22 protein-coding genes are annotated in these 20,406 nt (G+C 63.5%); 14 read left to right on the forward strand and 8 right to left on the reverse strand.

Features of this window, described 5'->3' with window-relative positions; all coding sequences use genetic code 11:
- Nucleotides 1-240: 240 nt before the first annotated feature.
- From MTBLM5_RS14790 to ccmA, 4 genes are all read right to left on the reverse strand, one after another.
- Entirely contained in the window at nt 241-1,848 is a 1,608-nt protein-coding gene (locus MTBLM5_RS14790; RefSeq protein ID WP_173976839.1) for a leucine-rich repeat domain-containing protein, read from the reverse strand.
- 339 nt (nt 1,849-2,187) lie between these two features.
- Nucleotides 2,188-2,355: a hypothetical protein gene (locus MTBLM5_RS14795; protein WP_173976840.1), complete on the reverse strand. Its 168-nt coding sequence runs from the start codon at nt 2,353-2,355 to the stop codon at nt 2,188-2,190.
- A 91-nt stretch (nt 2,356-2,446) separates the two neighbouring features.
- Nucleotides 2,447-3,112, reverse strand: a complete 666-nt coding sequence (gene ccmB, locus MTBLM5_RS14800) for a heme exporter protein CcmB (protein ID WP_068501534.1) — start codon at nt 3,110-3,112, stop codon at nt 2,447-2,449.
- Entirely contained in the window at nt 3,109-3,777 is a 669-nt protein-coding gene (ccmA, locus tag MTBLM5_RS14805) for a heme ABC exporter ATP-binding protein CcmA (RefSeq protein ID WP_173976841.1), read from the reverse strand. The genes ccmB and ccmA overlap by 4 nt, the downstream gene beginning before the upstream one ends.
- Nucleotides 3,778-3,909: 132 nt before the next feature.
- Between ccmA and MTBLM5_RS14810 the strand changes: the two genes are divergently transcribed.
- The 4 genes from MTBLM5_RS14810 (at nt 3,910) to irrA (ending at nt 7,086) form a co-directional block, all read left to right on the forward strand.
- Entirely contained in the window at nt 3,910-4,317 is a 408-nt protein-coding gene (locus MTBLM5_RS14810) for a hypothetical protein (protein ID WP_173976842.1), read from the forward strand.
- The gene (locus MTBLM5_RS14815; protein WP_254431069.1) at nt 4,317-5,018 is read left to right on the forward strand and encodes a glycerophosphodiester phosphodiesterase family protein; all 702 of its coding nucleotides are present in this window, start codon (nt 4,317-4,319) and stop codon (nt 5,016-5,018) included. The genes MTBLM5_RS14810 and MTBLM5_RS14815 overlap by 1 nt, the downstream gene beginning before the upstream one ends.
- Before the next feature lie 102 nt (nt 5,019-5,120).
- The gene (locus tag MTBLM5_RS14820) at nt 5,121-6,521 is read left to right on the forward strand and encodes a nitronate monooxygenase family protein (protein WP_068501523.1); all 1,401 of its coding nucleotides are present in this window, start codon (nt 5,121-5,123) and stop codon (nt 6,519-6,521) included.
- A 145-nt stretch (nt 6,522-6,666) separates the two neighbouring features.
- On the forward strand, nt 6,667-7,086 hold the full coding sequence (irrA, locus tag MTBLM5_RS14825; protein ID WP_173976843.1) for an iron response transcriptional regulator IrrA: 420 nt from the start codon (nt 6,667-6,669) through the stop codon (nt 7,084-7,086).
- A gap of 89 nt (nt 7,087-7,175) precedes the next feature.
- Here the strand turns inward: irrA and MTBLM5_RS14830 are convergent, their stop codons facing one another.
- The gene (locus MTBLM5_RS14830) at nt 7,176-9,626 is read right to left on the reverse strand and encodes a PAS domain-containing sensor histidine kinase (RefSeq protein ID WP_254431070.1); all 2,451 of its coding nucleotides are present in this window, start codon (nt 9,624-9,626) and stop codon (nt 7,176-7,178) included.
- 128 nt (nt 9,627-9,754) lie between these two features.
- Here MTBLM5_RS14830 and MTBLM5_RS14835 point away from each other — a divergent pair, with 128 nt between their 5' ends.
- Entirely contained in the window at nt 9,755-10,333 is a 579-nt protein-coding gene (locus tag MTBLM5_RS14835) for a YqaA family protein (protein WP_173976844.1), read from the forward strand.
- Here the strand turns inward: MTBLM5_RS14835 and MTBLM5_RS14840 are convergent.
- Nucleotides 10,275-11,207, reverse strand: coding sequence for a hypothetical protein (locus MTBLM5_RS14840; RefSeq protein ID WP_173976845.1), 933 nt, complete (start codon nt 11,205-11,207; stop codon nt 10,275-10,277). The two genes, MTBLM5_RS14835 and MTBLM5_RS14840, sit on opposite strands and share 59 nt — an antisense overlap.
- Before the next feature lie 99 nt (nt 11,208-11,306).
- Between MTBLM5_RS14840 and MTBLM5_RS14845 the strand changes: the two genes are divergently transcribed.
- The 5 genes from MTBLM5_RS14845 to MTBLM5_RS14865 all read left to right on the forward strand — a co-directional run bounded on the left by MTBLM5_RS14845 (nt 11,307) and on the right by MTBLM5_RS14865 (nt 14,142).
- Nucleotides 11,307-12,509, forward strand: coding sequence for a hypothetical protein (locus MTBLM5_RS14845; protein WP_173976846.1), 1,203 nt, complete (start codon nt 11,307-11,309; stop codon nt 12,507-12,509).
- Nucleotides 12,500-13,327 carry a hypothetical protein gene (locus MTBLM5_RS14850; protein WP_173976847.1) on the forward strand — a complete coding sequence of 276 codons (828 nt, stop codon included), beginning with the start codon at nt 12,500-12,502 and terminating at the stop codon, nt 13,325-13,327. The genes MTBLM5_RS14845 and MTBLM5_RS14850 overlap by 10 nt, the downstream gene beginning before the upstream one ends.
- 18 nt (nt 13,328-13,345) lie before the next feature.
- The gene (locus MTBLM5_RS14855; protein WP_173976848.1) at nt 13,346-13,543 is read left to right on the forward strand and encodes a hypothetical protein; all 198 of its coding nucleotides are present in this window, start codon (nt 13,346-13,348) and stop codon (nt 13,541-13,543) included.
- A 181-nt stretch (nt 13,544-13,724) separates the two neighbouring features.
- Complete coding sequence (locus tag MTBLM5_RS14860; RefSeq protein WP_173976849.1) at nt 13,725-13,916, forward strand: hypothetical protein; 192 nt, start codon at nt 13,725-13,727, stop codon at nt 13,914-13,916.
- A 70-nt stretch (nt 13,917-13,986) separates the two neighbouring features.
- Nucleotides 13,987-14,142, forward strand: a complete 156-nt coding sequence (locus MTBLM5_RS14865; RefSeq protein WP_173976850.1) for a hypothetical protein — start codon at nt 13,987-13,989, stop codon at nt 14,140-14,142.
- A 63-nt stretch (nt 14,143-14,205) separates the two neighbouring features.
- On the opposite strand, the gene MTBLM5_RS14870 is transcribed toward MTBLM5_RS14865, so the two are convergent.
- Complete coding sequence (locus tag MTBLM5_RS14870; RefSeq protein ID WP_173976851.1) at nt 14,206-14,694, reverse strand: bacteriohemerythrin; 489 nt, start codon at nt 14,692-14,694, stop codon at nt 14,206-14,208.
- A 117-nt stretch (nt 14,695-14,811) separates the two neighbouring features.
- Here MTBLM5_RS14870 and MTBLM5_RS14875 point away from each other — a divergent pair, with 117 nt between their 5' ends.
- The 4 genes from MTBLM5_RS14875 to MTBLM5_RS14890 all read left to right on the forward strand — a co-directional run bounded on the left by MTBLM5_RS14875 (nt 14,812) and on the right by MTBLM5_RS14890 (nt 18,019).
- Nucleotides 14,812-15,315 carry a metal-dependent hydrolase gene (locus MTBLM5_RS14875; protein ID WP_173976852.1) on the forward strand — a complete coding sequence of 168 codons (504 nt, stop codon included), beginning with the start codon at nt 14,812-14,814 and terminating at the stop codon, nt 15,313-15,315.
- A gap of 55 nt (nt 15,316-15,370) precedes the next feature.
- Nucleotides 15,371-15,835, forward strand: coding sequence for a hypothetical protein (locus tag MTBLM5_RS14880; RefSeq protein WP_173976853.1), 465 nt, complete (start codon nt 15,371-15,373; stop codon nt 15,833-15,835).
- A gap of 175 nt (nt 15,836-16,010) precedes the next feature.
- Nucleotides 16,011-16,760 (forward strand): transporter substrate-binding domain-containing protein, encoded by a 750-nt coding sequence (locus MTBLM5_RS14885; protein ID WP_173976854.1) that lies wholly within the window; start codon nt 16,011-16,013, stop codon nt 16,758-16,760.
- The gene (locus MTBLM5_RS14890) at nt 16,757-18,019 is read left to right on the forward strand and encodes a GGDEF domain-containing protein (protein WP_173976855.1); all 1,263 of its coding nucleotides are present in this window, start codon (nt 16,757-16,759) and stop codon (nt 18,017-18,019) included. Before MTBLM5_RS14885 ends, MTBLM5_RS14890 begins: the two co-directional genes overlap by 4 nt.
- Nucleotides 18,020-18,852: 833 nt before the next feature.
- Here MTBLM5_RS14890 and MTBLM5_RS14895 read toward each other — a convergent pair.
- On the reverse strand, nt 18,853-20,406 hold a 1,554-nt coding region (locus MTBLM5_RS14895), incomplete at its 5' end, for a hypothetical protein (RefSeq protein WP_217425040.1).

Genomic DNA, 20,406 nt, shown 5'->3' on the forward strand with positions numbered 1-20,406 from the left:
GCCCGTGCTTGACACGGGCATCATAACCCTCTCCCCTTGTGGGAGAGGGGCCGCGCGAAGCGCGGGGGTGAGGGGTCTTACGCGCGGCGAGCGCGTAAAAAACGTCTTTGTATCAAGCACATCATATGGCGCGCCGACGCGCGCGCCCCTCACCCGGCCGCTTCGCGGCCACCCTCTCCCACAAGGGGAGAGGGAAAACGCCGCAATTGCTGCATCTGCGTGCCCGGACTTTTGCCCCAGTTACGATGCGCGCGAACGGCCGGCGAAGGTCTTAAGGGCTTCGACCACGTTGCGCAGCCAGCCGAAATCGGCGGGCAGCATTTGGGCCAGCTGCATCAAATCCCCGGCATGGGACTGGATGAAGCCTCCGGCCAGCACCGCCAGCGTGCCGACGCCGATCGTGGCGCCCTGGACGACCACCTTGCGGATTTCCTTGCGGTCGTCGGCGGTCACGGTCAGGCTGAGCGCCTCGCGGGCCAGCGGCACCAGGGTATTGTGCAAGGAATCGGCGGCTTCGCGGGCGACGATGGCGGGCGCCGGCTCTGGCGCCCGGGTCGCCCGGCTCAGCTCGGCCAGGGTGGCGGCCAGGATGGGCGCCGCCAATTCGGGCCGGTCGGCCAGGGCCTGGGCCAGCCGGTCCAGGGTGGCGCTGATCGGCCGGATGGCCTCGGCCAACACCGGGTCGGATTCCGCCTGGCGGCGATACTCCTTCCATTCGTCGGTCCAGTTCAGCAGCATGCCCAGATTGCCCAGCAAGGCGTCGCACATCACCCGCTCTTCCGAGGTCAGGGGATCGCCGTCATCCTCGTCGCGCCAGCCGGCCAAGGCCCGGGCCAGGCGATCGGTGGCCAGGGCCAGGGCCAGCACCTGCAAGCCGGCGCCGTCGGTGCCCAGCCGCTCCTGGCACTGGATCAGGAAATCATCCAGGAAGGCCTTGTTGGCGCCGATCTTCTGGCGCACCCGGGCCACCCAGTCGCGCACCTCGGCATGCAGGGCGGCCAGTTCCGGCCGGCCGGCCTGACCGGGCTCGGGCTCGGGCGCCAATTCCAGTCGGCCCGCGACCACCCGGGTCAGCACCGGCCCCCGCCGCTGCTCGGGGACGGTCAGTTCCGGTTCCGGGCCGGGCAGCGTACGCAGATAGGCGAACAGCGGGCCGATGCCTTGCCGGTAAAGGCTGGCGAAGGGTTCTTCCAGGGGGGTATCCCTCAATGTCAGCGACAGCTTGCTTTCATCAAGACGAGCGAGCCCCTTCGGCAGTCGGGTGATACGATTGCCCGTGAGGGTAACGTTAATCAGATTGGGAAAGTCGCCGATCCAGTCGGGGAGGTCTGAGACGCCACTGTGCTGGAGGGTCAGGCCGTGCAAATCATGGCGACGCAGCGCCGCCGGTATTTCGGTCAGCGCCTCCCCCCATAGGTCGATCACTTCCAAATCCGGGACGGCCTCGATCATCGCCGCTGCATCGGCGGTATTGGCACCGTTTACCCAAAGGTGGTTCAGTGAGGTCAGCTGGCGCAGGACCGAGAGAATTTGGGGCGTTGCGGCCGATAGGGATAGCAACGCCAGGCCGCTCCGGTGGAGCTCGGCCGGCAAATCCACCAAGGGGACCTTGGCCGCATAAAGGGTCCGCAGCTGCTTCAGGCGGCTTAGGCCTGGCGGCAGGGTGGTCAGCGGGTTGTCATCGACATCCAGAGTTACCAGCCCGGTCAGGCGGTCAATGTCGTCGGGCAGGCGGGTGAGGCCGCGTCCATTAAGTTTCAGTCGACGAACCTCGTCCAAATCCCCCTCGATCAGGTCTTCGACACTGGCCGGGGCGGTGGGGATGGGGTCTTTCAGCTTCCAGGGCAAGGCTCAAACCTCGACGGATCGGCGGGGTGGATGGGGCCAAGACTAGCATGGGTTGTAAAACGACGGAAGTTTCCGCAACCTCAAAAAGGGTAAACCACAGAGGCACAGAGGGAGAAACCAAACGGCCCCCGGGAGTCTGTCCGGTCCACGCTGAAGCACACGTCCATCCTATCAAGCCCGGCCATGACGGCGAGGGGTGTGGAACATCCGATTCCACCACCCTCAGACAGACTCCAAATCGCCCTGCGGCGGACGGAACCCGAGACGGCGCCGGCGGCACATAACCTCTGTGCCTCTGTGCCTCTGTGGTGAAATCTTTTCTTCCCGCCGCCCGGTCCGTCAGTGCGTCGTCGGCGCCGTACCGGTCAGCACCATCCGTTCCACCTCGTTCAGCACCAGGAAGGCCAAATCCTGCTCGCGGCCGAACTTGGCGCTCGCGATATCCTCGCGGGCGATGGCGGCGGCATGGTTGCCATAGCGCAGCACCATCAAGCGTGCGGACCTCATGATCTCATCCCGATCCGGAATCAACATGTCGGCCTCCTTATGCTGGACCAAAACAGCATATGGTGGGTTTAGTTAAGATTTCCAGAACGAATCATTCCAGCGCCTGGCGCAGGGCGGCCGCGGCGGCCCAGGGGGCCAGCGGCAGGGCGGCGGCCAGCAGGCCGGCCAGGATCAACAGATGCGGCTCGGCCGAGCGGGCCTGGACGGCAGCGTCGATGGCGCCGACCCCGAAGATCAGCACCGGCACGTAAAGCGGCAGGATCAGCAGGGACAGCAGCACGCCGCCGCGCCGGGCGCCCAGCACCAGGGCGGCGCCGATGGCGCCGACCAGCGACAGGATCGGCGTGCCGATCAGCATGGTCAGCATCAGCACGCCGAAGCCGTCGGCATTCATGTGCAGCAGCACCGCCAGGATGGGTGCCGCCAGCAGCAACGGCAGGCCGGTGGTCAGCCAGTGGGCCACCACCTTGGCGGCGACGACGATGCCCAGCGACGTCGGCGTCAGCACCAGCAATTCCAGCGAGCCGTCCTCGTAATCGGCCTGGAACAGGCGATCGAGCGACAGCAGCGAGGCCAGCAGCGCCGTCACCCACAAGATGCCGGCCGAGACGCGTTCCAGGATGCCGGATTCCGGGCCGATGCCGAAGGGGAACAGCACCACGGTCAGCACGAAGAAGGTCACCACCATGATGCTGTCCGAGCCCTGGCGCAGGGCCAGGCGCAGGTCGCGGCGCACCACTTCGAGGAAGCGGATCATGTCTCGTCTTCCTCTTCGACCGAGAATTCGTCGAGCTGCAGGGTCTTCGCGCCCGGCAGGGCGACATCCATATGGGTCGACAGCACCACCATGCCGCCTTGGGCGCGATGTTCGGCGAACACCCGTTCCAACTCGGCGATCGAGCGCTTGTCCAGCGCGGTGGTCGGCTCGTCCAGCAGCCACAGGGGCGAGGGCGCGGCCAGCAGGCGGGCCAGGTTGGTCCGCCGCTTCTGGCCGGCCGACAGCATCTTGCCGGGAATGTCCTTCAGATGGGCCAGGCCGAAACGGTCCAAAGCCGTCTCGACGGCGTCGGCGGCGCGGCCGGCATGGGGCTCGTGCAGGCGGGCCCAGAAGCGCAGATTCTCGGCCACCGACAAAACCGGCTTCACCGCGTCATGGTGGCCGACATAATGGGTGCGGGCGGCATGCAGCTCGGGTTCGTCGGACATGGCCTGCTCGCCCCAGGCCAGACGGCCCGAAGCCGGCTTCAACAGGCCGGCCATCACCCTGAGCAGGCTGGACTTGCCCGATCCGTTGGGGCCCAGCAGCACCAGCGCGTCGCCGGGGGCGACCTGGAACGACAGGCCGGCGAACACCACCCGGCCGCCACGGATGCAGCCCAGCTGGGAACCGGAAAAGGGTGGGGGCGAGGGTGTGAAGCTCATCGCCGCTGTATGGCAGAAAAGCCCGCGCGACGCAAAGAGACAGTGGCGGTGCGGACGAGCGGGCGACAATCGTTGCGGCGCGGGCGCTTCGCGCTATAATCCGCCGGCTTTTCCGCCCCCCGGGAATCCATCATGCGCCGCCCTGTTGTCGTGCTTTCGTTGGTCCTTCTGCTGGCCGCCTGCGCCGCCGATCCGCAATCGGGCGCCAGGCCGAACACGGCCGGTGCCGGCATGGACAAGGGCGGCGACCTTCAGGAAGCGTCGTTGCCGCCGCCCGACGTCACCAATCCGGCCCGCCTGAAGGGCTTGAACGCCCGCCAGGTGACGGCGCTGTTGGGCCGGCCCAGTTTCACCCGCAAGGATGCCCCGGCGGAAATCTGGCAATACCGCGTCCGCTCCTGCACGCTGGACCTGTTCCTGTACGAGGAAGGCACCACCCACCGGGTCGCCCATTACGCCGTGCGCAGCCCCCAGGTGATCAGCGACCAGGCCTGCTTCGACGAGGTGCTGGCGACCCTGCGCGGCGTGCCGACCAGCTGATGCTGGAGCTGCCGGTGATCATCGGCCATCGCGGCGCCGCCGCCTGTGCCCCCGAGAACACCCTTGAAGGCTTCGCCCTGGCCGCCCGGCTGGGCTGCGCCATGGTCGAGTTCGACACCCGCCTGACCGCCGATGGCGTCCCCATCGTCTTCCACGACGATCATCTTGACCGCACCACCGCCTTGTCCGGCCCGGTGGCGGCGTGCTCGCTGGCCCAGTTGCGCCGCCATGCCCCCCAGGTGCCGATTCTGGCCGAGGTGCTGGATCTGTGCCGCTCGCTGGGGCTGGCGGTCAATATCGAGATCAAGCCCGATCGCGGCACCGAGGCCGCCAGCGCTGGCGCCGCCCTGAGGGTCGCCCGCGACCTGTGGGACCGGCCGGTGCTGGTCTCGAGCTTCGCGCCCCGTGCCCTGGCGGTGGCCGCCGAGCAATGCCCGTCCTGGCCGCGCGGCCTGTTGGTCGGCCGGGTGACCGCCGGCACCATCGCGCGCGCCCTGACCCTGGGATGCGAGATCGTCGCCGCCGAACAGTCCCGCCTGACCGCCGAGCGGGTCGCCATCCTTAAAAAGCACGATTTGCGGGTACTGGCCTATACGGTAAACCGCGTTGGGCGTGCCGAGCATTTGCTGCAGCGCGGTGTATCGGCCCTGTTCAGCGACCGACCCGATCTGTTGGCCGGAAAAAGCGCGGCCATGTCATGAATTTTTCACCACGGCGGTAGCATTGCGCGCGAAGGCTGGCTAGAAATAGGGTCCGCCGACGGGTTTCAAAGCCGTCCCTTGCCGATACGGAGTTGTTTCGCCTTGTTCAAGCTCGATCCCATCGTTATTTCCGGTCGTGAAGTCCTGCCCCTGGTCGAAGGCGGCAAGGGGATCAACGTCTCCAATGGGGAAAGCTCCGGCGCCTGGGCGGCGGCCGGCGGCGTCGCCACCTTCTCGGGCGTCAATGCCGACGATTACGACGAGAACGGCCAGATCAAGGAAGCGGTCTATCTCGGCAAGACCCGCACCGAGCGCCATCACGAGTTGATCGAGATGGGCATTCGCGGCGCCATTGCCCAGGCCCGCATCGCCCACGACATCTCGGGCGGCCAGGGCCGGCTGCACATGAACGTGCTGTGGGAGATGGGCGGCGCCGAGGCCATTTTGGAAGGCGCGCTGCAAGGGGCCAAGGGCCTGATCCACGGCGTGACCTGCGGCGCCGGCATGCCGTACCGCGTCGCCGAGATCGTGGCCCGCTACGGCGTCTATTATTATCCGATCGTGTCGTCGGCGCGGGCCTTCCGCGCCCTGTGGAAGCGCGCCTATCACAAGTATGGCGAGCTGCTGGGCGGCGTGGTCTATGAAGATCCCTGGCTGGCCGGCGGCCATAACGGCCTGTCCAACTCGGAAGACCCGGAAAAGCCCGAGCCGCCGATGGGCCGCGTGCGCGACCTGCGCACCACCATGCGCGAGTGCGGCGTGTCCGACGCGGTGCCGATCTTCATGGCCGGCGGCGTGTGGGCGCTGAAGGAATGGTCCGACTGGATCGGCAATCCCGAGCTGGGCTCGATCGCCTTCCAGTTCGGCACCCGTCCGCTGCTGACCCAGGAAAGCCCGATCTCCGACGCCTGGAAGAAGCGTCTGCTGGCCCTGAAGCCGGGCGACGTGCTGTTGCACCGTTTCAGCCCGACCGGCTTCTATTCGTCGGCGGTCAAGAACGGCTTCATCCAGGAGCTGGTCGACCGCTCCCATCGCCAGATCGCCTATTCCTCGGAAGCCATGGGCGACCATGTCGCCGAACTGCCGATCGGCGCCCGCGGCCGCCTGGTGTGGGTGACCCCGCACGACAAGGAAGCCGCCCTGGCCTGGATGCAGGCCGGCTTCACCGAGGCCCTGCGCACGCCCGACAATACCCTGGTGTTCGTCGATGCCGAAAAGGCCGAGGAAATCCGCCGCGATCAGGTCAATTGCATGGGCTGCCTGTCGATGTGCAGCTTCTCGAACTGGGCGCAGAACGAGGCCGGCACCAACGGCAAGAAGGCCGACCCGCGCAGCTTCTGCATCCAGAAGACCCTGCAGAACATCGGCCATGGCGGCGATGTCGAACATGAACTGATGTTCGCCGGCCACAACGCCTTCCGCTTCGGCGGCGATCCGTTCTATGCCAACGGCTTCATCCCCACCGTCCGCCAGCTGGTCGATCGTCTGGCGACGGGTGATTAAGAAGTATTTGCTGCGGCGCAAATTGACCAAGGTCACAGAAGGCCGGTTGAAATCCTTTAAATTTCAACCGGCTCTGTGCTAGTTTGGAGGAACTCCTCTTCCAAACCGAGGAGAGCGACGTCGCCGCAGACAGGGATGGCTCGTCATGACCATGGTTACCGTTCGTCCTTACAGCCATGCTCTCGACCGCTTGCGCGGCGCCGGGCTGCGTCCGACCCGCCAGCGCCTGGCCTTGGCCCGGCTGCTGTTCGACGGCTGCGACCGTCATATTTCGGCGGAACAGCTGCATTCGGAAGCCTTGACCAACAACATCCGGGTGTCGCTGGCCACGGTTTACAACACGCTGCACCAGTTCACCGATGTCGGTCTGCTGCGTGAGATCGTGGTCGATGCCGGGCGGTCCTATTTCGACACCAACACCAGCGACCACCATCATTTCTTCTTCGAGAAAAGCGGCAAGCTTGCCGACATCCCGGCCGAAATGGTTGGTCTGACCAAGATTCCCGATGCCCCCGAGGGCTTCAACATCAGCCGGGTCGAAGTGATCGTCCGCGTCGCCGGCTGACCTCTCTACCCTGTGAACGAACCGGCCCGGCGCCCCTTTTGGGGCGCCTTGTCGTTTCAAGGTTTTGCCCCTTTTGGGGCGCCTTGTCGTTATGGCGCCGCCCCGGTCGGCAGGCGCACGGTGACGATGGTGCCCTGGCCCTCGGCCGAGGCCAGGGCGACGCGGCCGCCATGCAGATCGACGAAGCGATGGACCAGGGTCAGCCCCAAGCCGGCGCCGTCGGCGGCGGTGCGGGTGAAACTGTCGAACACCCGGCCCTGGTCGGTGGCCGAGATGCCGGGGCCGGTATCGGCGACGGTCAGCACCAGCTCGGCGCCGTCGCGCAGGGCCGACACCGTGATCGACCCGCCGGATGGGGTGAATTTGACGGCGTTGCCGATCAGATTGAACATCACCTGGCGCAGCCGCCGCTGGTCGGCGATGATCCAGCCGATGTCCAGCGGGCAGTCGAAGTCCAGCACCAGCTTCTTTTCGCGCACCCGTTCCTTGACCAGCCCCAGCACCGAGGCCAGCATCGGGTGGATGTCGACGACGTCCAGCTCCAGGGTCATCTGGCCGGCCTCGATGGCGGCCAGGTCCAAGATGTCGGCCACCAGCCCCTTCAGGGTCTGTCCGGCCTCCAGCACGCCCTTGATGTAATCGGACTGGCGCTTGTTGAGCTTGCCGAAATATTCGGCGGCCAGCATTTCCGAGAAGCCGATCACCGTGGTCAGCGGCTTGGCCACCTCGGCCGAGACGTTGGCGATGAACTCGCTTTTCAAGGTGTCGGCGGCGGCCAGCGCCTCGTTTCGTTCGATCAGCGCCTGCTCGACGCGGGCGGAATCGCTGACGTCCAGGAAGGTCAGCAGGCAGGCGCCGTCCGGCAGCGGCACCGCGCCGCAGGCCAGGATGGTGCCGTCTTGCCGCTCCAGCCGGGTGGTGCCGGCGCGCTGGTTGACCAGGGACATCAGCCGTTCGCGGGCCAGAAGCCAGGTCGAGGCGCGGTCGGGGCGGCCATCGAAGAACGACTTCAAGCGCTCGACGATCTCGTTGATGTGGGGCGCCGCCTGCAGCGTCTCGGGCTCGAGGCCCCACAGGGCGGCGAAGACCGGGTTGGACAGCTTCATCCTGCCGTCGCCGCCGAACACCGCGATGCCTTCGTGCAGGTGGTCCAGGGTCTCGCGCTGGACGGCCATGGCGGTGTTGAAGGAACGCTCGAGCGCCAGGCTGTCGGTGACGTCCTCGAAGGTGAAGATCAACCCGCCATGGGGATGGGCCGACACCACCCGGCGCAGCGTGCGGCCGTCGGGCAGGTGCATCAGCGTCTCGATGGGCTCGATCAGCGAGATGAAGCGCTTGAGCTCGTCTTCCTTGTGGGCGCGATAATCGGCGGTCTCGGGCAACAGCCGGCGCTCGCGCAGGGTGTCGAGCCAGATGCCATAGGTCGGCTGGCCGGCCAGCCAGTCGCGTTCCAGGCGCCACAATTTGGTGAAGGCGGTGTTGAAGAAGGCCAGGCGGGTATCGGGGGTGAAGATGGCGATGGCGGTGGCCAGACGCTCGAGGACCTCGCCCTGGGTGGCGACGTGGCGGTCGAGCTGGCTTTGCAGCTCCTCGACCCGGGTTTCATCCTGGATCAGGCCGGCGGTCAGCAAGGTGTCGCCGACCTGGACCGGGATTTCGGCGATCTGGGCCAGGCGGCGTTCGCCGGCCAGGACCAGATGGAACTGCTCGAAGCGCGGCGCACCGGCGGCGCGGGCCCGGGCGGCCAGGGCGCGGGCCTCGCGGACCAGATTGTCGGACGCCAGCTCGATCTGGGCGTGCACCACCGCCTCGGTCGAGGCGGAATCCACCGCCTGGGCATAGGCGCGGTTGACCGCCAGGATCGACAGATCCTCGTCGCGCAGCCACACCGGCATCGGCAGGGCGTCGATCAGCGCCTTCAGATAGGTGGTGTCCGAGGCCAGGGCCTGCAGCGAGCGGGCCAGGTCATCGACCATGGCGGCGCCGGCGCTGACGTCGGCGGCCCAGATCAGATCGGCCAGGCGCTCGCCGTCGGCATCGGCGGCCCGCGCCCCGGTGATCCGCACGGTGCGGTTCTGGCCGGGCAGCGGCAGTTCCATCTCGAAGCCGGCGCCGTCTGCAAACAACAGGCCGACCTTGCGTTCCAGCGCCAGGCCGTCCTCGGGCGCGAACACCGCCAGCACGTCCTCGAAATCGGATTCGGTGCCCTTGGGCAGGCCCAGCAACACCGCCAGCCGGCGCGAGCAGGTTTCCAGCGGGCTGGGCGGGGCCATCCAGCAATAGAAGCCGTCGGGCGCCGACGCCAGGCATTCCAGCAGGGCCTGGGCCTCGGCTTCCTTCTCGGCGGTAGTCTGGATCAGGCGCGACAGCCTGAGCCTTTGCCAGGCGAACAGCGGCACCACCACCGAGGCCAGCACGGCGGCGCCCAGCACCATGGCCAGCGGGTCCAGCCACAGGGACGGCGGCACCTCGGCCGGGCCGGCCGGCATCTGCGCCAGGGCCGGCAAGGCGGTGGTCGTCAGCAAGGCGGTAAGCGCCACTCTCGGCACGATCCTGGTTCCCCTTCCCTATGGCCGCCACAGTGCAGGGGCCAGCCCGAAATGACAAGTAGGCTGACAGGCCAGGCGGCGGGTGATACACCAGCGGCCAGTTCGAGAAGGGGAATCCGATGCTGCAAAAGACCTATGATTGGATGATGGACAAGGCGGCGCACCGTCATGCGATCTGGTGGCTGGCCTTGATTTCGTTCATCGAAAGCTCGGTCTTTCCGATCCCGCCCGACATCATGCTGATCCCGCTGGTGCTGGCGGCGCCGACCCGGTGGTTCCGCATCGCGCTGATCTGCACGCTGTCGTCGGTGGCCGGCGGCTATCTGGGCTATGCCATCGGCTATTACTTCATGGACAGCGTCGGCGCCTGGGTGCTGGCCGCCTTCCACCTGACCGAGAAGTTCGCCGCCTTCAAGCCGCTGGTCGACCAGTACGGGGTATGGGTGATCATCGTCAAGGGCGCCACCCCCATCCCCTACAAGCTGATCACCATCGCCGCCGGCGCCTTCAAGTTCGATCTGCTGGATTTCACCTTCGCCAGCTTCATCGCCCGGGCCATGCGGTTCTTCCTGGTCGCCGCCCTGTTGTGGAAGTTCGGCCCGCCGATCCGCGACTTCGTCGAAAAGCGCCTGAAGCTGGTCACCACGGTAGCGGTGATCCTGATTGTTGCGGGCTTTCTGGTGGTGAAGCTGCTTTAGGCAGCTTGCCGCGCAGGGCGGCCGGGATGGAATTCAGCGCTGACAGCATGTTCCGGGTCAGAATCACCCGCCCGGCGTCGAGGCCCTTCCAGTAGCGACCGCTCTTCAAGGTCTTCAGCAGGATCGGCAGCGCATAGCCCACCGTCAGGGCGATGGTCTGGACATAGAACTGGATGGTCAGCAGTTCCGGGACGTCGTTGCCATCGACGGTGGCCGACACCTTGCCCAATCCGCCGGCCAGCACGATCAGCAGCAAGGTGAAGGGGCTCCACAGCAATGCCTGCAGCACGGCCCCCAGACGGGGCCGTTTTGCCTTGAACAGGTGGATGGCGATGGCGACGGCGGCACTGAGTGCGGCGCCCGTGATCACGTAGGCCATCAATTTCTGCAGCCCATCGGGTCCGATCACCTTGAAGACCGGATCCAGGATGCCGCGGACCAACTTGTGCTCGATCAACAATTGCAGTGCGACCAGCAGCAGCAGCCCCAAGCCCGACAGCAGCAGCCGGCGGCCGACATCCAGAAAGATCTTCTGGCGCTGCCGGTGCGTCAGTTCGCGATCGAGACGGGCGCACCACAACTCGCATCGAACCAGGAAGGATTCGGCGCCGCCAAGCGGGGCCTGCTTCTGTTCCAGGCTGACCAACAGGCCGCGCGCCTCGCTGTACTGGGCTTCCAGCCAGGCGACGTCGTCGATGCCTAAAATCCACCGTTCGCCCCCGAAGGGAAGCGGATTGCGCAGCAGGGCGCACAAGGTCTTGGCACGGGTTTCGATCTGGGCGGCCATCGCCTGCCAGGTGACGGCCAGACCCTCGGCCTGACACTCGCCGAGAGATGGTATCGGATACAGGGTGGGCGAGCCGAAATCGAGCATTTACACAATCTAAACGATTCTTCTCGGTTGACTCATACAGCCTTTCGCGTATCCATAAAAGGGTATTATTCGAAAATCTACTGCCTTTGGATGGCGTGAATGGACCCCTTCGATCGCATTCTCACACTGACCCGTTTGGATACCAGTCCGGACAGCACCAGGGGTCGCAAGGACCGCCAATCGGGGGTGCCGCGATCCAACGATCCCGAGCCGATCGGTTATGCCCTGACCATCATTGCCGAGAGCCGGCACCTGCTGAAATCGGCGCACGACCGGTGGATGGTCCGCTATCGTCAGTTGACGGGCGAGGTCAAGGCGCTGGAGAAAGACGTTCAGTCCTATGATCGCCAGCAACGCCTGCTGGCCGAGCATCGCGAACTCGACATGAAGCTGCTGCGTGGCGAGGGCGACGAGTTCGGTCTGAGCGAATGGGGCCAGGCCAAGCAGAATCTGGAGCAGGCCGAGCAGGCCCTTAGCCAGTCCCGCGACGCCGCCCACGGAAGACGGCTGCAATCGCACCTGCCGCCCATGCTGTATTTCCTGATCATGGCGGCGTTGTCGGCGGCGGAATTCCCCATCAACCTGCAGGCCACCCGGGCGGTGTTCACCGGCGAAATGGCCATCCTGACCTGGGTGCTGGCCGCCATTGTCGGCGTGTTGTTGATCCAATTCGCCCATATGAGTGGGCGAATGCTCAAGCAACGCCAACTGCTCAGTCTGCCATTCCTGCCCAGCCTGCTGATCTGGGGCCTGGCCGGGTTGCTGTCTGTGGTCGCTCTGGGCGTGGTCTATTACCTGCGCTGGAAACTGCTGGAGGAACGCGGCGACCCCAATCTGGGCGAATTGCTGTTCTTCCTGTTCCTCAACGTCTCGATCTATTTCATCGGCTTGTTTACGGCGATCCTCCATTACGATCCCAGCCCCGAATACCAGACGGCTGGCAACGCCTTTCGCAAGGCCCATGCCCGCTTCGTCCGCATCGAAGGTCGGACCCGCCGGCGCGAGCAGCAAATTCAGGCCCGCTTCGTCAGCGACCGCAAGACGCTGGTTCACCGTCACGATCGCCTGACCGGCGAATTGGAACGGGCCAAGATTCGCCTGCGCCAGGCGTGGGAGGAATGGTCGGTCTATGTCGGCCGTGCCACCCAAATGGTCTGCCAGCGCCTGAGCGCCTATGCCGAAGGGTGCACCGACGAGCGGCCCGAACTGGCCTTGCCGGGGTGGCTGAAAAACGATGCCATCGCCGATGTCGCCAAAGCCCTAGAAAAAGAATTCGCCGAGGAGAAGCCCCAATGCGATTGATCTTTGCGCTTCTGGCCGCCGCCACGCTGCTGACCGCCGTGACGCCGGCCGGCGCACAGCAGCGCCGCAGGGAAGTCCAGTCTGTGGCGGCTGCAGTCCCCACCCCGGAGCCGATGCGCTATTGCCGAAAATACGGCCAGAGGGACGCCAAGGCCCTGCTGCTGGGGGTGGATCGCTCCACCGGCCAGATCCGACCGATCGACGTCGCCGGAATCAATGCCGCCTATGCCGATCTTCAAAGCCTGATGGCGGAAGGTGATCGGGTGGTGGTCTTCACCCTGTTTGACCACCCGTCGACGCGCCGGGTCCTGTTCGATGATTGCCGCCCCGGCGGTCCGCTGGGGTGGACCGACACCCCTCACGACGCGGCCGAGAAAAGGGCCGACCTGCGGGATTTCGACCACGCCTTGTCCGCGGTGATCACCTCGGTCCGCGATGATCGCGGGGCGACGGCGCCGCGGGCGGCCCAGCGCTCGGCTATCGCCAGCACCCTGGCGGCCACCGTCCAGAGCACGCGTGCCGAGATCAAGGCATTGATTCTGATGACCGATCTGCTGGACACCGAAACCATGAATCTCCGCCCCGGGACCGTGGTCGAGGAACATATCCGCAGACGCACCATCGAATCCTTGTGGGCGGCGCAACTGGTGCCACGCCTGGGCGGCGATGCCAAGGTGCATGTCTATGGCTTTGGCCGCGGCGACGAGAACCCCTACGCCATCATCGAGCCTTCGGTGATGACCAGCATCATTCAGGTCTGGCGCGACTATTTCCGCCGCAGCGGCGTCAACCCGGCCAATACCGAATTCATTCCCTAACCATCGAGGTGAACAACCATGTCCGATCACGAGCTTACTGGCGATAGCGCCGAACTTGTGGCCTATCGTCTGGCCCGGGATGTCCAGGAACTCGAGGGGCGCTACCGCGAGACCGGGAACCCCTATTCCCGCCAGGATTACCTGGACCTGTACGCGGAATGCCTCGAGGCCTCGCGCGGAGGGCGCAAGGTGCGCGAGAATTATCGACGCCCATAGGGGTCCGATCCAAACCGACGGCTCAGTGGTCTGAGCCGTCGGTCTGGTGGATGGGCCTAAAAGACCACCGACTTAGGGTGTCCGGCGCCAGGGGCTTCGCTCAGACTTTCGGCACGGTGGCGATGCCGCTCGACCGGGTGGGCCTCGTTTCCAGGCCATGGACTGGCCGCTTTCGATCCGCATGCTGTCCGTCGCCCATCCCTCCTGGATTGCAGCGGCCCACCATGATTACCGAAAGTCGACCGCATTCATCGACCTCGATCCTCGGCGGTATCCGTTGATGATGGTCGGTTCACATTTGGTGGTCAGCGCCGCCCTGTGGGCGGTGATCGCCCGGGCCGCCGGCCTGGATCCGGCCGAGCCGACGGGTTGACGCCGTCGGGGGTGCCGCTGCTGTGGCCCAGCCGGCGCCGTTTCACCCTGAACCTGTGTTCCACCGGATCATGGATCGAATTCGCCCTGGTGGCGGTATGGTGGTGTTCGCCGTCGTGTTGCTGTTTCCGTTCTTGTCCAAGACCGTGCTGGGCAGCACCAGGGGGCGCCGATTGACCGGATTGGCGGCCATGGTGGCTGTGCTCTTGCTGGTGCTCTTGGCTTGACCGACGGGTTCGCGCCTCATTTGCTCGCCTGATGGTGGCGGGTGGACTCGGCCCGCCACCCGTTTACCGCTCGATTCCCGCCATTCGTTCGGACAGGGCGATGGCCTCGCGGGTGCGGCGTTCGTTTTCGGCCTGGTGGCGGCGCAATGTGATCACGTGGGGCTTCATCCCCAGGTCGGATTCGATGACGTGGGACACCAGCCATTCCTTCAGGAAGTCCGACAGGCCGCGCAGAATATGGTCGCGGGCGGGCCCGGGCGCCTGGGCGCCATAGGCCTGCACGATGCCGGTCAGCCGCGTCAGCAGATCGCGGTGGGCGCGGCGGTGGCAATCGGCATAGGGATAGCGCACCTCTTTTTGCAGCGCCTCCTCGCGGGCGAAGTGCTCGGCGGTGTAATCCATCAGCGCCAGCAGCACCCGCGCCACCCGCTTGTGGTCGATCTCGGCCGTTACGGCCGCTTCGAAGCTGTTGATCAGTTCGATCAGGTGGCGGTGGTCGGCATCGATCGCCGCGTCACCCACACTCATCGCGTCACGCCAGGCAATGGACATGGTCGGCTCCCCCGCGCATTCTGTCCACCACCCATCCCCAGCTTGATCATAACCGCGAATCATCCATACCAAAAGACGATAGATGCAAGAGCTCACGACCATTGGGGGTACATTTCGATGATGGCCGGATCGCATATGGTGGTCGGCGCCGCCCTGTGGGCGGTGACCGCCCGGGCCGCCGGCCTGGATCCGGCCGAGCCGGTGGCGCTGTCGGCGGCTCTGGCCGGCGCTCTGCTGCCCGATATCGACCATCCGCAAAGCTGGGCCGGGCGAAAGTTCCGTGTGGTCTCGGTGCCGTTGGCGATGGTGGTCGGCCATCGCGGCATCACCCATTCCCTGCTGGCGGTGATCGCCGGAATCGCGGCTCTGGCCATGATGGGACTGAACCAGCCGATGGCGCCGCTGGTGGTGGGCTATCTGTCGCATCTGGCCGCCGACGGGTTGACGCCTTCGGGGGTGCCGCTGCTGTGGCCCAGCCGGCGCCGTTTTACCTTGAACCTGTGTTCCACCGGATCGTGGATCGAATTCGCCCTGGTGGCGGTTGTCGCCGCTTTGGGCGGCTGGGCCGCCGGTCTGGACCTGACCGCTTTGCCCCGACCATCGGGCTGGCGGGGCTTGTGATCGATCACGGTTCGATTATGCTGAATCGTGGGGGAAAGAAGCGAGGGGGGCGCTGATGCGCTTGTATCTGGATGTGGACGGCACCTTGCTGCGCCGCTCGGGCCATGCCCGCCTGCGCGGCGAGTTCGCGCCGGCCACCAACTTGTTGCGCTTTCTTGAATGGGCGGCGGCCGGGTTCGAGTGCTTCTGGGTGACCTCACGCACCCGTCACGGCGACGTCGACAAGCTGCTGCCGGTGCTGCGCCAGGCCATCGGTCCCGGCGATGAATGGGACCGCATCCGGGCCATCGCCGCATCGTTCGCCGCGCCGGTCTGGCAGGACTTCAAGGCCGAGGCCATGGAACTGGGCGAGGATTTCATCTGGCTCGACGATTCCCCGGAAGAGGAATCGCTGGACGCCCTGCAGCGGGCCGGCCGCCACAGAAGTTGGATCAAGGTCGATATCGAGCAGCGGCCCGACGATCTGCGTCGGGTGATGGATCTGGTAGAAAGCCTGGATTTCCGCGAGGCTGCCGCCTAAGCGGCGGTGGCTCCGGTCGGAAACGCAAAAGGCCGTGGTCTCCCGCGACCGCGCCGGCTTCATACCCGCACCGATGACCTCCAGGTGAATTGTCCCGTGACAAATTGTTTCTTCCGGCCGATCTCGAACGAGTCTAAACCAAGTCTGTCGGACATAGCTCGGAAGGGTGGTGGCCTTGCGTATAGTGACTGGCTGGCTGTGCGCCTTGCTGCTGTGGTCAAATGCGGCGGCGGCCCGTGAACTGAAGATCATCTTCTCGTCCTACACTCCGCCTTACGTGTTCGAGAATGGCGAGGGTATCGTCATCGACATCGTCAAGGCGGCGCTGGGCAGTTCCGGCCATACGGTGATACCGGTCTACGTCCCGATCGGACGCGGCTTCGAGATGTTCGCCGAGAAGCGCGTCGATGGCACCGCCATCATCCGCGAGAATTCGGGCCTGACCGCCAATTATTCCGCCGATTTCATGCAATATCACAATTTCGCCTTCGCCCTTAAGGAGCGAAACCAGCAGGTGCGTGGTCTGGAAGATCTGAAGGACAAGTCGGTGGTCGCCTTCCAGAATGCCAGCAAATATCTGGGTGGGGCATTCGGGACAGCGATGGCCGGCAACCCGCATTACAAGGAGATCGCCAACCAGGAAACCCAGGTCCTGATGCTGATGCTGGGCCGGATCGACGTGGCGCTGATGGACGAGAGTATCTTCCGTTTCTACCGCGAGAAGCTGGTCGCCGAGGGTAAGGTCAACCCGACGATCGAGTACCAGGCCTTCAACCTGTTCGAGCCCACTCCCTACAAGACCGCCTTCGTCGATCCCACGGTGCGCGACGATTTCGACCGCGGCCTGGCGGCCATCCGCCGGGATGGGACGTACGACGCCATTTATCGCCGCTATGTCGAGCGATATTTCGAGGTCAAGCGATGAACCACCGCAAGAAACTGTCCTGGCAGTTGCTGCGCTCGGTGCTGTCGATCTATTTTTCCATCACGGTGCTGATCACCCTGACCCAGATGGCCATCGAGTACTCCCACACCCGGGCCATGGTGCAGCAAGAACTGGAAGGCGCCGAGCGAACCTTCTATCCCGCCTTGGCCACCGCGTTGTGGGAACTGAACCGCGAACAGCTGGATGCCCTGATGCGCGGCGTGACCGACCTGCCGCTGATCTCGTCGGTTCGTGTCGCCGCCCAGTCCGGGCCCGAGATCCGGCGCGGCCATGATTCCGGCCTGATCGGGGCCACCATCGAACATGCCTTCGACGTGTCCTATCACTTCTCGGGCGAGGACATTCACTTGGCCCGCGTCACCTTCTCGGCCAGCGATACCGTGGTGCTGCAGCGTCTGCAGGTCGGCTTCCAGATGATCATGATCAGCGCGGTGATCAAAAGCCTGGTGCTGGCGACCCTGTTCGTCCTGGCCTTTCGTCGACGGCTGGGACTGCCGCTGCGCGACCTGACCGAATCGGTCTCGGCCATCGACCTGGATTCGCTGGGCCATCGCCGGGTCGATCTGCGTCAGACCGAGGACAATGAACTGAGCCGCCTGCAGGATGCCTTCAACCGCATGCTGGATACCCTGGATCGCGAGCGGCGGGCCCATGTCGAGACCCTGACCGCGGTCAACCACAGCCTGGAGGACCAGGTCCGCAGCCGGACCCTGGCCCTGGAGCAGGCAAACCAGCGCCTGGAGCTCCTGGCCCGCACCGATCCGCTGACCGGGCTGGCGAACCGCCGCCATTTCATGGAGCGTCTGGCGGTGGACATCATGCGCGCCCAGCGGACCGGGGCGCCGCTCACTGTGCTGGCGGTGGATCTCGACCATTTCAAACAGGTTAACGATCGCTGGGGGCACGCTGCCGGCGACGACACCTTGGTCAATTTCGCCCGCACCGCGCTGGGCCAGCTGCGGGCGTCGGACATGCTGGCCCGACTGGGTGGCGAGGAATTCGTCATCTCGCTGCCCGACACCCCTTTGCACCAGGCGACCGAGGTGGCGACGCGCATCCTCGAGGCCATCCGCGCCCAGGAGATGGAAACCGAACAAGGCCGATTCCGCTATACGGCCAGCATCGGGGCGACCAGCCTGCGGCAAGACAGCGACGATTGCGATGCGTTGCTGGGCCGTGCCGATGCGGCCATGTACCGCGCCAAGCAGAGCGGCCGCGACCGGATCGAGGCCGAGTAGGGCGGTGACAGCATTTTCACGGCAAGCGTGAACACGCGGACGTCCAAAACGCGAAAAGCCGCGGCGAACCGCGGCTTTCGAGTATCGAGAATTTGGAGCGGGCGAAGGGATTCGAACCCTCGACCCCAACCTTGGCAAACGGCGCATCGCAGCTAACTAATTGATTTACAATGCTGTATTAGCGCTGGAATAAATCCGTTCATGATCCGGTTATAGAGTGCGGCAGGGCGCTTCGGAGTCAGCCAATGGCAGAAGATGTATTTACGCATTCAAATAGTTTATCTCGCACGTGGAGAATTGGTCGAGCTACAAATAATTGTTTACTATTTTACGTATACGCACGGGTGTGGACAGTAATTTAAATATTATTGATTGTTTTTTTTAGTGCTTTTTTATAACTTCAGAAACAGAGCTGTAATTTATATTTTTTCTCTTGCAGTATTTTGACTCCATCCATGCGATTAAATCCTTCGCACCTTTGCTCGCATTGCATGACACGCAGCATCTTGCAATATTGGATTCAGTAATAATTTTGGCATCGTTTATAATATGTTCCCATGATGGTTTATCCCCCCTCTTTAATGGAGGTGTTGAAAATTCAACATTGCAATATACGCAATGCCTATCTCTTTCAATTACCAATAATTCTAGCCATGTTGGTATATTCCATTTGTTCAAAATTGTTCTCCTTGATCAAGCAAATGTATGAAATTTGCTAATGAGCGAGTTCTAACACTACAGCATTATGCCTAAAACGATGCCGTTCGCCAGCCCTGCACCTATGCAAATCAGTCAACACCAATTGGGTGTTGGTGTGCTGGTGAAAAAACCGATCAGCTCACCCGTTTAATGAATGGGCATGACCCCTGCAACGCTCCCAGGAGATCAATCCCGTCCTTACCCTTGGCGAGGATCAAATCGATATCCAGGTTAGTGAATTTCCCCCGAATTTGCTGAAGTGCGGCAAGAACGGCTTCAGTCGGCGGAACGCTGTGAGGTTCAAAGGATTTCTTCATACCATTTTCAAAATTTGCCCGAGAACAAGGAACTCCAGATAATTCAAGAGTAGTGGCAAATTCAGCGTTGGACACATCATCATAATGATAAATCAATCCAGCATTAGAATGACACCACGCAGAGCAAATAGTCTGTCGTAGTCTTTTAATATCTGGATTAGTCTTTTTAAGGTATTTTGATAACTCGACACATAAAGCGGTTTTAACCATAACGTAATTTGCAAACATCTTAAAATCGTCAACGCTTTTCAAGCACGTTGGCGTTGCCTTCGTGTACTCCTCCCAAAGCAATCTGATTCGCTGGAATTCATCGACCGTCTTCCAAGGCTTGGTGCTGAAAACCAGGTGATCGTAGTCGGCTGATGCCCCCACTGCCAAAGGGCATCGCTTCCAGTCGTATTCCATGTTGAGGCGCTTGATCAGGTCCTTCTCAACGAGATCGGCGTCGTACTCCACCATATCCCTTACCCCGGTCTTGATGGCGGAGGTGATCACGGATTCAGGTGTGCGACCGAAGAACAGGTTGGTGATGTAGCGATTTTGCTCCCTGGTGGTGTCATATGCGGAGGGAGTGAAGATCCCTCCCTTGGCGAGAACGACGTTCTCATCGTCCTTACCAACAACCCCCTCCTTCAAAGTGGCTTGTCCTCGAGTGCGCCATCCGAGAGGCTTCCTGACATGGTGCTTGGCTTCAAGGGCGCCAGACTTTCCGGTCAGCCGCTTCCGAGCGTCATTATAGATTGTCAGCAGCTCACCCTGGCAGGCGGCATCAATCTGGTCTTTCGTGGCATTGGTCAGGAACCCATCGGTCGTAGCGCTGAACACACAAACGGATGGCGGGAGGGCGTTAATCACCTCTCCCAGGACGGCTCGGACGAAGGAGGTGATGAATGAAGCGAAGAACGGATTAGTGATTCGGCTCTCGGGAAGCACCTTGGTAGTTTTATCCCGGAGATCATATACCCGTTTTTCCCGTAAACCCTGGGCGGTCTTCCCGTAGGTCGAGTTGCTCAGTTCCTTCCAGAACAGATTGTCCAGCGTGTTCTTAGGGTACTTTCCCCGGTTATCCAGGCATTCCTTGATGAACGGCGTGAATATCGGCTGGTTGCCATCGGTCGGAACAATGACTCCGTAGCGGATGGTGATTTCAGCCCCCAGCTTCCTGGCGAGACAAATCTCGGGAGCCGAGCAGTTGCTCTCCCCCTCAAGGGGGAACACCAAGCCATTATCGGTTCGTACCGGCAGGGTTGGAAATCGGGTATCAGCAGGAAACTTAAAAGTGATAGCAGCGAATCCGAGCGAGGTCGGCGTGAAGTCGTCCAGATTGAACGTTGGCTTATGGGCACCTCGAAAAATCCCGCCCTCCGGCGA

Source organism: Magnetospirillum sp. LM-5 (assembly GCF_902729445.1).
In the GTDB taxonomy this organism is placed as follows: Bacteria; Pseudomonadota; Alphaproteobacteria; order Rhodospirillales; family Magnetospirillaceae; genus Magnetospirillum.

Coding starts and splice junctions, on each gene's coding strand:
- MTBLM5_RS14810 (WP_173976842.1), top strand. CDS start 3,910: ATGCGCCGCCCTGTTGTCGTGCTTTCGTTGGTCCTTCTGCTGGCCGCC.
- MTBLM5_RS14850 (WP_173976847.1), top strand. CDS start 12,500: ATGCGATTGATCTTTGCGCTTCTGGCCGCCGCCACGCTGCTGACCGCC.
- MTBLM5_RS14860 (WP_173976849.1), top strand. CDS start 13,725: ATGCTGTCCGTCGCCCATCCCTCCTGGATTGCAGCGGCCCACCATGAT.
- MTBLM5_RS14845 (WP_173976846.1), top strand. CDS start 11,307: ATGGACCCCTTCGATCGCATTCTCACACTGACCCGTTTGGATACCAGT.
- irrA (WP_173976843.1), top strand. CDS start 6,667: ATGACCATGGTTACCGTTCGTCCTTACAGCCATGCTCTCGACCGCTTG.
- MTBLM5_RS14855 (WP_173976848.1), top strand. CDS start 13,346: ATGTCCGATCACGAGCTTACTGGCGATAGCGCCGAACTTGTGGCCTAT.
- MTBLM5_RS14835 (WP_173976844.1), top strand. CDS start 9,755: ATGCTGCAAAAGACCTATGATTGGATGATGGACAAGGCGGCGCACCGT.
- MTBLM5_RS14840 (WP_173976845.1), bottom strand. CDS start 11,207: ATGCTCGATTTCGGCTCGCCCACCCTGTATCCGATACCATCTCTCGGC.
- MTBLM5_RS14865 (WP_173976850.1), top strand. CDS start 13,987: ATGGATCGAATTCGCCCTGGTGGCGGTATGGTGGTGTTCGCCGTCGTG.
- MTBLM5_RS14875 (WP_173976852.1), top strand. CDS start 14,812: ATGATGGCCGGATCGCATATGGTGGTCGGCGCCGCCCTGTGGGCGGTG.
- ccmB (WP_068501534.1), bottom strand. CDS start 3,112: ATGATCCGCTTCCTCGAAGTGGTGCGCCGCGACCTGCGCCTGGCCCTG.
- MTBLM5_RS14890 (WP_173976855.1), top strand. CDS start 16,757: ATGAACCACCGCAAGAAACTGTCCTGGCAGTTGCTGCGCTCGGTGCTG.
- MTBLM5_RS14880 (WP_173976853.1), top strand. CDS start 15,371: ATGCGCTTGTATCTGGATGTGGACGGCACCTTGCTGCGCCGCTCGGGC.
- ccmA (WP_173976841.1), bottom strand. CDS start 3,777: ATGAGCTTCACACCCTCGCCCCCACCCTTTTCCGGTTCCCAGCTGGGC.
- MTBLM5_RS14870 (WP_173976851.1), bottom strand. CDS start 14,694: ATGTCCATTGCCTGGCGTGACGCGATGAGTGTGGGTGACGCGGCGATC.
- MTBLM5_RS14795 (WP_173976840.1), bottom strand. CDS start 2,355: ATGAGGTCCGCACGCTTGATGGTGCTGCGCTATGGCAACCATGCCGCC.
- MTBLM5_RS14815 (WP_254431069.1), top strand. CDS start 4,317: ATGCTGGAGCTGCCGGTGATCATCGGCCATCGCGGCGCCGCCGCCTGT.